Source organism: Cupriavidus sp. 05N40, from assembly GCF_056397305.1.
The window spans coordinates 25,265-33,438 of sequence record NZ_JBFTND010000061.1 but is presented as its reverse complement, the minus strand read 5'-3'; the positions used below and the strand labels follow the sequence as shown (position 1 = coordinate 33,438).

General features: G+C 61.5%; 14 protein-coding genes. 7 read left to right on the top strand and 7 right to left on the bottom strand.

The window, feature by feature from the left end; all coding sequences use genetic code 11:
• From AC1DO7_RS16355 to AC1DO7_RS16335, 5 genes are all read left to right on the top strand, one after another.
• Positions 1-303: methyl-accepting chemotaxis protein (locus AC1DO7_RS16355; protein ID WP_477116331.1), on the top strand; the 303-nt coding region annotated here is incomplete at its 5' end.
• Between the two features lie 149 nt (positions 304-452).
• Positions 453-722: a GTP cyclohydrolase gene (locus tag AC1DO7_RS16350; protein WP_441620139.1), complete on the top strand. Its 270-nt coding sequence runs from the start codon at positions 453-455 to the stop codon at positions 720-722.
• 522 nt (positions 723-1,244) lie between these two features.
• On the top strand, positions 1,245-1,466 hold the full coding sequence (locus AC1DO7_RS16345; protein WP_441649982.1) for an isochorismatase: 222 nt from the start codon (positions 1,245-1,247) through the stop codon (positions 1,464-1,466).
• Positions 1,467-1,538: 72 nt separating this feature from the next.
• Positions 1,539-1,760, top strand: a complete 222-nt coding sequence (infA, locus tag AC1DO7_RS16340) for a translation initiation factor IF-1 (protein WP_441620143.1) — start codon at positions 1,539-1,541, stop codon at positions 1,758-1,760.
• 103 nt (positions 1,761-1,863) lie between these two features.
• The gene (locus AC1DO7_RS16335) at positions 1,864-2,118 is read left to right on the top strand and encodes a translation initiation factor 1 (RefSeq protein ID WP_441620145.1); all 255 of its coding nucleotides are present in this window, start codon (positions 1,864-1,866) and stop codon (positions 2,116-2,118) included.
• A 281-nt stretch (positions 2,119-2,399) separates the two neighbouring features.
• Here AC1DO7_RS16335 and AC1DO7_RS16330 read toward each other — a convergent pair whose 3' ends face one another.
• The 3 genes from AC1DO7_RS16330 to AC1DO7_RS16320 form a co-directional block, all read right to left on the bottom strand.
• Positions 2,400-2,684 carry a hypothetical protein gene (locus tag AC1DO7_RS16330; RefSeq protein ID WP_441620146.1) on the bottom strand — a complete coding sequence of 95 codons (285 nt, stop codon included), beginning with the start codon at positions 2,682-2,684 and terminating at the stop codon, positions 2,400-2,402.
• A 58-nt stretch (positions 2,685-2,742) separates the two neighbouring features.
• Complete coding sequence (locus AC1DO7_RS16325) at positions 2,743-3,066, bottom strand: hypothetical protein (protein WP_441620148.1); 324 nt, start codon at positions 3,064-3,066, stop codon at positions 2,743-2,745.
• A gap of 146 nt (positions 3,067-3,212) precedes the next feature.
• A complete protein-coding gene (locus AC1DO7_RS16320) occupies positions 3,213-3,995 on the bottom strand; it encodes a trypsin-like peptidase domain-containing protein (RefSeq protein WP_441620150.1) in 783 nt (260 codons plus the stop codon).
• A 355-nt stretch (positions 3,996-4,350) separates the two neighbouring features.
• Here AC1DO7_RS16320 and AC1DO7_RS16315 point away from each other — a divergent pair, with 355 nt between their 5' ends.
• Entirely contained in the window at positions 4,351-5,025 is a 675-nt protein-coding gene (locus AC1DO7_RS16315) for a DUF6946 family protein (RefSeq protein ID WP_441649981.1), read from the top strand.
• A gap of 305 nt (positions 5,026-5,330) precedes the next feature.
• Here the strand turns inward: AC1DO7_RS16315 and AC1DO7_RS16310 are convergent, their stop codons facing one another.
• The 3 genes from AC1DO7_RS16310 to AC1DO7_RS16300 all read right to left on the bottom strand — a co-directional run bounded on the left by AC1DO7_RS16310 (position 5,331) and on the right by AC1DO7_RS16300 (position 6,390).
• Entirely contained in the window at positions 5,331-5,693 is a 363-nt protein-coding gene (locus tag AC1DO7_RS16310; RefSeq protein WP_441649980.1) for a hypothetical protein, read from the bottom strand.
• Between the two features lie 9 nt (positions 5,694-5,702).
• Positions 5,703-6,104, bottom strand: coding sequence for a hypothetical protein (locus tag AC1DO7_RS16305; protein ID WP_441649979.1), 402 nt, complete (start codon positions 6,102-6,104; stop codon positions 5,703-5,705).
• 115 nt (positions 6,105-6,219) lie between these two features.
• Positions 6,220-6,390, bottom strand: coding sequence for a hypothetical protein (locus AC1DO7_RS16300; RefSeq protein WP_441649978.1), 171 nt, complete (start codon positions 6,388-6,390; stop codon positions 6,220-6,222).
• Between the two features lie 139 nt (positions 6,391-6,529).
• Between AC1DO7_RS16300 and AC1DO7_RS16295 the strand changes: the two genes are divergently transcribed.
• Positions 6,530-7,072, top strand: a complete 543-nt coding sequence (locus tag AC1DO7_RS16295; protein WP_441649977.1) for an RNA 2'-phosphotransferase — start codon at positions 6,530-6,532, stop codon at positions 7,070-7,072.
• Between the two features lie 754 nt (positions 7,073-7,826).
• On the opposite strand, the gene AC1DO7_RS16290 is transcribed toward AC1DO7_RS16295, so the two are convergent.
• Complete coding sequence (locus tag AC1DO7_RS16290; RefSeq protein ID WP_441649976.1) at positions 7,827-7,997, bottom strand: hypothetical protein; 171 nt, start codon at positions 7,995-7,997, stop codon at positions 7,827-7,829.
• Positions 7,998-8,174: the final 177 nt, after the last annotated feature.

The window sequence follows — 8,174 nt, the reverse complement described above, 5'->3', positions numbered from 1 at the left end:
ACCCTGATCGAGTCGATCGTGGGCAGCGTGAGCTCCGGCTCGGGCCAGGTGCGCCGCGCCGGCGACACCATGAGCGAGATCGTGGGCAATGTGAGCAAGGTGACCGGCATCGTCTCCGCGATCACCAGCGCCGCGGCCGAGCAGACGCGCGGCATCCAGGAAGTCAACCGCGCGATGAGCCAGCTGGACCAGATGGTGCAGCAGAACGCCGCGCTGGTGGAGGAGTCCACCGCCGCGGCCGCCGCGCTGCAGGCGCAGGCCGGCGGGCTCGCGGGCGTGGTGGGGCAGTTCAGGCTGGAGTAGGGCAGCGAGAGCGGGCGGGCAACGGTGCGGGAAGCGGTGCGGGAAGCGGGGCAAGCCCGCGAGGCACCACGGCGCCACGCCGCGCGCCCCAAACTAAATCGTACTTATCCGTGCAAGCGGCGTATGCTCAACGGAGAAAGGAGATCATCATGTCTCAGAACAATGCGATCTACAAGGGGTTCAAGGTATCCGCCATCGTGCGCCGTGCCTCTGACGGCAATCCCGACAATGCGTCCGCGCTCGCGGGCTTCCTGGCTACCGTCACCATCACCCAGGTCAGCCGCGACAGCGGATCGCTGCGGCTGGTGCCGCCGCTGGAGCAACAGACCGCCCGCACGCCGCATGACGCCATCGCGCTGGCAGTGACCCATGCGCGAACCGTCATCGATGGCATGTCCACTTCCGTTGCGCACAAGTAGCCGGCCATAGTCAGCGGCCATAGTCAGCAACCAAACGGCGACCCGCAGCAACCCGCCGCATGACATCGCGCCGGGCAGACGCATGCGCCACGCCACACCCCCATTCGGCAGCATAACGCGATCGGTGTTATGATCTGCCGTCTTGCCGATGTGCGAACGTGCGTCGATGCAAGCTTGCCGGCAGCCTTGGCGCTAGCCGTGCGCCTCACCGCGATAGCAGGCGGGCTCCCCGCCGCAGTGGCCAAATAGCCGGGCAAAGCACCCGGCAAATTCGGGGCGAATACACGCCCCTCACCCATCCGACCCGCGGCACAAGCCGCTCCGCAGCGCCACGCAGGGCTATCCGCGTGTGCAGACAGCGCAGGCACGGTCCACTCTCCGCCAGCCCCCTTTTTTCGCGCATGTGCGCGGCAACGACGGCGCTGGGCAATCCATACGGCGAGCGACTACCGAAGAGAACCCGTCGCGCACAGTGCGTGCGCAGGCGCGCCTCGGATCGTCCGCCCAGATCCAGGACATACCTTGCAACACAAAGCATCCCCGTACACCGTGTCGGTGTACCCCATCGAGCAGCAACCCGGCGTGTGGTTCGCCACGTACATGATCAGCGAATACCGCAGCGGTGCCGAACACATCGTCGCCAATGTCTCGATGCGCCACGCCACCCACGGCACCGAAGCGCAGGCCAAGCAGGCCGCGCGATTTGCCGCCGAGCGCGTCGCCGCGGGCATGCGCCTGCAGTAATGACACCACGGCGTGCATGGCCGGTGCGCTGCACCGCGCCCGCACGCCACCCAACCTAGAGAGGCATCATCCTTGGCAAAAGAAGAACTGGTGGAATTTGGCGGCAAAGTGTCTGAAGTCCTGCCCGACAATCGCTTCCGCGTGATCCTGGAGAACGGCTTCCAGGTGTGGGCATACTCGTCCGGGCGGCTCAAGAAGAACCGCATCCGTATCCTGGCCGGCGACCGTGTCACGCTGGAGATGTCGCCCTACGACCTCACCAAGGGCCGCATCAACTACCGCCACAAGTTCTGACGCCGGCGCGCAGGACCACACGCGCGCAAGCCGCGGCGCCCATGCCCGCGGCCGGGGCGCACCCCTCGCAGCATCAACTCATCAACGTGAAAAAGGAAACGGAATGTCGGTCAGTGAAGAATGGGAAGAAATGCACCTGACGCCGAACGGATGGGTCGCCGGCAGCTACCAGCACGTGCCCGGCCCCGCCGTCACGCGCGAAGCGCCGGCCGATGACCTGCTGACGGTGCGCCGCCACGTCACCGCGACCTACGGTGGCCCTTCGCGCGCCATCGAAGACCGCACGCCCCGCACCGACAAGCTCGAAGTGCTGGAGCAACTGCTGGAACGCTACGGCAGCCCCGCCTTCAGCGTCTGAGGCCAGGCGGGCCAGGTCGCGGCCATCGCCGCGCCACCGTCACACCCGGCATTCCCGCCCGGTCCCGTTCATTGCGGCATGGCGCCGCCGGAACGAGGCGCGGGAACGACAAGATTCAGATCCATGGCATGGCCGCCCTGGCTTGCCAGCCCGGCGCATACGCACCGGCCCGGCCCGCATCGCTCGTTGCGAGCAAATGCGCGGCACATATCGGCACCGACGGTGCCGACGGTGCCAATGTGTGCCGCCGGGCAACCCTGCAGATCGACAAGGCAGCAGGACTACAGCGTGGTCACCGACTCACCGGCGATCAGGCCGTTGATGATGTCCTCGCCGAACTTGACCGCGCCACGGCGCGCGGTGCCGATGTTCTCCCACTCTTCGCTTTCCAGACGGAACACCTTGGTGCGCTCGCCACCGGGCCGATAGCCTTCGCGGCAGATCACCACGGACGCGGTAAAGCTGCGATCCGGCTTGGCGCGGGGCCACGACTGGGTGGGCTGGACCTTGTAGACCAGGGGGTAGAGATCAAAGCCCTTGTAGCTCGCGCTAGGCGTATTGTTCACGTAGTTTGCTCCATGCGGCAGCGTTGCCTGTGGCCACTCCGTCCCTGGCGCACGCCGGCTAGAACGGGACCAGGCGATCGACCACGATCACGATCACCCCGTCCGAGCAGCCTGCCGGGCTCCGGGAGCCCAGCCGTGCGCGCAGAAAGCGGTCCAGGCCGCGCTGCAGTTGATATAAGGCACGCTGGTCCGCGGAACGCAATTGCTCCGCGGCCTCGTGCGCGATTTCGATCTCCACCTTCCTGGCCGACCAGGCGCAGCTGCTGGTATCGGGAATCTGCCAGTTGGCGTTGACCGCATGCTGCCTCACCGGCCAGGTACGTACGTCCTGGCCCGTGATTTCGTCGAGCACCGGCTTGATGAAAGCGACGAGATCTAACATTGGCACCCCTGCACCGTGCCCCGCCAGGCGGCGGAGCCTGCGCGGCAGGCAAGGCAGCGCCGGCATCCAGCCGCGATCGGGACGCCGGGCAGGCTGGCGACAGTAACACACCAGGATTGCCCACCTCCTGGCCCAGGTATCCCACTCTACTCCGAAGCAGGGGGCTTCGACGATCTTATTTTGCCCGCGGCACCGCCCGACTCCGTCGTCAGCGTCATCAGCATGTCCGCATACCAGGCCGAATTCAGGCCCAGCGCCTCGTCCTCGTCCAGGTCGCGCGTACCCACATCGAAGCGCGCCGAATGCACCCCCAGCAGCAGCCACGGCAGATCATGCCGCTTGCCGCGCGTGCCACGCATGCGCATCACCACCGGCGCACCGCTGGTGCCGCGATGCGTGCGCGCGTCGGTCAGGAAGAAGCCCTGCCCCTGGAAACGCATCCCGAACGCCGAAGCCACCACCGCCTGCCGCGCTACCGGCAGGTGATGCAAGGCATCGTGAAACCCCAGCGGAAAGCCGACGATCAGCAGCGAATCGCCCACCTCCACATGGTCCGACGGCTGGGCCAGGTGATCCGGCGTAAAGGCGCGATACACCAGCCCCGCCGGCAGCGCAGTACGCTCCAGCTCCACCACCGCCACGTCCACCGGCCCGCCCCCGTCCTCGCCGATGCGCCAGACCGCCAGGCCGTTGCGATACAGCGGGATCGAAAACCCGATCGAATTGGCCATGTTGCCGGCCTCCCGATGCAGCTCGATCTCGATGCGGTCAGGATGGTGGCCGGTGGGCTCGTCGAAGAAAACGTGGCGGCTCGTGACCACAAACAGATGCTTGCCGCGCTCGAAGAAGAAGCCGCTGGCGTTGGCCAGGCCTTGCTGGCCCTCGAAGGACGAAACGCGGACTGCGCATAGCAGGATGGATTCGACCATGTTTGCCTGGAGTGCGTGTCGTCGCGCGGGTGAATCCCGCGCACGACGGGGAAAGGCGGATTACGGCAATCCGGAATGCGGTGGCACGCGAAGGAGGAGCCCGCCCGATCGGTTATATAGATGCGGGCCTGACGTGTCAAACGCAGCAGATGCAGCGCCGGTCTCCACGCCGCAGCGGCGAGCCACAGTCATCAACGATCACAAATCGAAGGCCCGACGGCTGCCTTCGCCGCCGCGACGGTCTCTCTGTCTCTCTATGGGCAACCGAACAGATGACCCATGCCGTCCCCTGCTACGTTGCCTCCGATGGCCACAGCGCGTCAGCGCGATGCGCCATGCCGCAGGAGGACGCGCCATGAGCAGAATCTACATCCCGGCCGCGGTGGCCGATGACTGGGCCCCTTTCCTTGCCGAGCCGCTGAAGCACTGGAAGACCGGTTACCCGGCCCGCACGCTCGCGCACTGCTGGCAGGACGCCGACGGCTTCCCCGCCGAAATCGCCAATGCCATCGAAGCCAATCCCGTCCTGCGGGGCACGGCCATGCTGATGGGCATCCCCGAGCACCAGGTCGCGCTGCCGGGCGGCATCACCCAATCCCAGAACGACATCTGGGTGCTCGGCAAGCGCGACGACCAGCTCATCTCCATTGCCGTCGAAGGCAAAGTCTCGGAACCGTTCGACCGCACCGTGGCGGAGTGGCTCGAAGCCGCATCGCCCGGAAAGCACCTGCGCCTCGACTTCCTCGCGCATACGCTCGGCCTGCGGGCCGTCCCCTCGTCGATCCGGTACCAGTTACTCCACAGGACCGCCTCCGCCATCCTGGAAGCGGAGCGCTTCAACGCCGATCACGCCGTGATGCTCGTGCATTCGTTCAGTCCGACCAATGCCTGGTTTGAAGACTACCGCGCCTTTGCCGCCCTGTTCGATGTGGATGCCAGGCCCAACTACATTCATGGCGCGGGACGGCTGGCGAAGACGGAATTGCATCTGGGGTGGATTTGCGGGGCGGCGCGGTATCTTGAGCGATAGGGGGGGGCGGCGCAGACGCCGGAGCTTTTTGGTGAGCTGGATAGCGGATTTTGATGTTACAGCGTGGTATGCGACGTGGGCTTTCTCGTAATCCCTGATATCGGGGACTTGGAGCGAGCGCGCGAGACTGATCGCGGAAATCGGGAGCAGCAGCGCCGCGACGAACCACTTGGCAATGAAACGATGAAGCGGTGCATAGTTCGAACCGATATCTTTTGTCTGGGCGTGGAGTTGCCGCATGGTGTATTTGCAACGCGAATTTCTGTTGAGCGAGAGAAGGACACCGTCGGCTGGCGTTCGCAGGGTCAGATGTTGTGGAAGGCCTTGAGCTTGTCAACTACCTGCTCGAAGAGTTTTCCCGCATGAGGTTCTCCGTCGTGGTAACGATCCCAGAAATCACCACCAAATTCCTTCGGCCTAACGCCGTAGCGACCATCACCAAGTTCAAATAAACACCAATCAGCAGGAATTACTGGATCGATAACATCGAGATATCGGAGCTCAATCACGACCGGTATCGCGTCAGAGTCTCGCTGAAGGGTTACCAGTGCCGGCCGCCCATCAGGAAAAAACAGTACACCAAGAGCAAGATACTCCTTCTCCAAGGTAAAACTTGGATCTACGTCGTCACCTTGATAGCCGCGTTCCCGCGCATAGCAAACGATCATTGTTTATCTTTACGACGCTACAAGCGTTCCATCGTCTCCGACCCAGATAACGCCAGGTATGCTGTAAAAATATGTCACTAGATCGAGATCGTTCTCGTTATGCGCATGCTTCGGCCATTGGGCACGAAGGTGCGCAACAATTGCTTCCGGAGGCTCGTGCCACTGGGCTTCGTCATCATGAATCGTAAATCGTGGATGCGGGTTTTCGGGCGATGTATAGCAGTCCGCTCTAGGAGCAGCAAACTTGATCTTCCCCGCTCGGAGCAGTTGCTCGATCAACCAGAAGAATGCCGTCTTGTGTTCCTCAAACGAGAGGGTTCGGTTCCATGCACTGATCGCACTAAACAGGCCTGTGATCCAAAGGCCAAACGAATCTCGAATGATTTCATCAATGCGCTCAATCTGTCTCATGGATTACCTCCATCGAGAAACTTGATCTCGGGATCGTATGTTGTGCCCACGACCCCCTTCGGTATATCGATGGTCCATGCTGGCCCCGTCTGCCCAGACAACGAAGAGAAATCTCTCAGCGTAAGCCAACTTCAATTCGCAACCCCAGCGGCTCGCCCAAGTTGCAGGCAAGTTGCGGAGCGACACCCGTCAAACCTACGGCCAAGTCCCGGCATCCATCGAAATACGTTTCCAGCACGCAAGCCTTGATCGTCTCATAGCCCACCCTCTCCTTGTGCAGTTCCATGTCAAGGTCCCTTTCCAGTCGGAGCGACAATGGATACCTGCGATCAGTGCTGCAGGTACATCACACAGCAGTTAGTTGCCCACCTCCCTTGCTGAGGGCTATGCTCAAGGCCATGTACAAAACGACACACAGAATGAGCATGAGCAGCAAGCAACTTGACGAAACAAGCAAGTACTTGAGCTACGTCCTACGCCATGAACCTCACATTGGCATACAGTTAGACACTGAGGGCTGGGCTAATATCGACGACCTGCTTGCGGCGGCAACTAGAGAAGGTCGCATTATTGATCGAGACATGCTCCAAACGATTGTGGCGACCAGCGACAAGAAACGGTTTGCCATCTCTAGCGATGGTCAGCGTATCCGCGCAGTTCAGGGACATTCCACTGCAAGCGTAAGCCGCGAGCACTGCGAGAAGGTGCCGCCCGAATTGCTCTACCACGGCACGGCGACGCGCTTCCTGGGATCCATTCGCGAACAGGGACTTATGGCAGGGTCACGTCACCATGTGCACTTGTCGCAGGACGCACAGACAGCTACCGCCGTCGGACAACGCTATGGCAAACCGATCGTGCTAGAGATTGAAGCCCTGCGTATGCACCAGCAGGGTTTCAAATTCTTTCAGGCCGAGAACGGAGTGTGGTTGACAGATCATGTTCCGTTTTGCTTCATCCGCGAATAGCAGCTATTCATTGTCAGTCCGCTCCCTCTTGTAGCGGGCTGACTCTTTCTCTGCCGTCGCAATCCACGCAGCGAAGTTGGCATAGGTGCGGTCCCATGGGGATCTGGTTGGCGTTGAGTAATCATAGATACAGACCCTTGGATTCGCTGATCTATCGTTGCCATCAAAACAAGCCAGCACAACCCACCCATCGTTGTAGTGGCCAGATTGGTCATTCACCATGGCAAATGGAACAAGGGGCGAACCGGGAAACTTCTGAAGCATTGCTCCATAGTAAGAAAGCGTAGCCCCCATGTCTCGGCAGAGGAAGAACCACGGCTCTATGTCGGGTAAGGCACTCTCGCTGACCAAACGCTGATAGTCAGCCGGTAGTCGAAAGCCGTCAGGTAGAAGCGGGCCATTGTAAAGAAACTGCCTCATTATCTCTTTCCCCCAGTGATACGCGGTGGCTGAGTTGCCCCTTGTAGGCAGGCCGTGAGTAGTGCGGGAAATAGTATTAAATATATTTAATTCATCATTTTGTCATTTCATTTGATCGTGCTGCCATGTATCAATCGGAGGTTGCCCTGGACGTCGCACTGTTTGCGGCAACAAATCCAAGAAAATCTAACTGACTGCAGAGAGACTAATCAGCCTCCCGCCTCTGATCAGATCGAGCGCGAGCTCCAACTTTTGCCGAACGTCCCGAGAAAGCTGTCGATGACCATAGGTTTCAACGCTCATCATTCCCAAGGATGTAGCGCCCTCACCATCGCTACCAATGGCGCGCGCATTTCAGCGGCGGTGCTGTTCCCACCACCTGATTGTTAAAACGCAGATCCTGCTGGATCGCGGCGCCGAACATCGACGCCGAGCGCAGGAAGTAGACCCGGCCCTCGCCGGGCTTCAGCGTCGGAATCGACGCCGCCATGTCGGCGTGTTTCACGCCCGAAGCGACCCCGCCAGCAGCGACGACACCGCCAGTCCGGAGATCAGCATGCGCGCAACCCGTTTCATTCCGATTCTCCCAAGTTCAAAGCTACTGCAGTGGATAGCGGGGAATAGTTCTGCTCCCCGGGCAAATAGAAGCCCCCCAGGGTCCTGTCGCGGATGACCAGGTAGG

Excerpts from the sequence above, each read along its gene's own strand:
- AC1DO7_RS16310 (WP_441649980.1), bottom strand. The coding sequence starts at position 5,693 with ATGATCGTTTGCTATGCGCGGGAACGCGGCTATCAAGGTGACGACGTA.
- AC1DO7_RS16305 (WP_441649979.1), bottom strand. The coding sequence starts at position 6,104 with ATGAGACAGATTGAGCGCATTGATGAAATCATTCGAGATTCGTTTGGC.
- AC1DO7_RS16295 (WP_441649977.1), top strand. The coding sequence starts at position 6,530 with ATGAGCAGCAAGCAACTTGACGAAACAAGCAAGTACTTGAGCTACGTC.
- AC1DO7_RS16335 (WP_441620145.1), top strand. The coding sequence starts at position 1,864 with ATGTCGGTCAGTGAAGAATGGGAAGAAATGCACCTGACGCCGAACGGA.
- AC1DO7_RS16320 (WP_441620150.1), bottom strand. The coding sequence starts at position 3,995 with ATGGTCGAATCCATCCTGCTATGCGCAGTCCGCGTTTCGTCCTTCGAG.
- AC1DO7_RS16325 (WP_441620148.1), bottom strand. The coding sequence starts at position 3,066 with ATGTTAGATCTCGTCGCTTTCATCAAGCCGGTGCTCGACGAAATCACG.
- AC1DO7_RS16350 (WP_441620139.1), top strand. The coding sequence starts at position 453 with ATGTCTCAGAACAATGCGATCTACAAGGGGTTCAAGGTATCCGCCATC.
- AC1DO7_RS16300 (WP_441649978.1), bottom strand. The coding sequence starts at position 6,390 with ATGGAACTGCACAAGGAGAGGGTGGGCTATGAGACGATCAAGGCTTGC.
- AC1DO7_RS16315 (WP_441649981.1), top strand. The coding sequence starts at position 4,351 with ATGAGCAGAATCTACATCCCGGCCGCGGTGGCCGATGACTGGGCCCCT.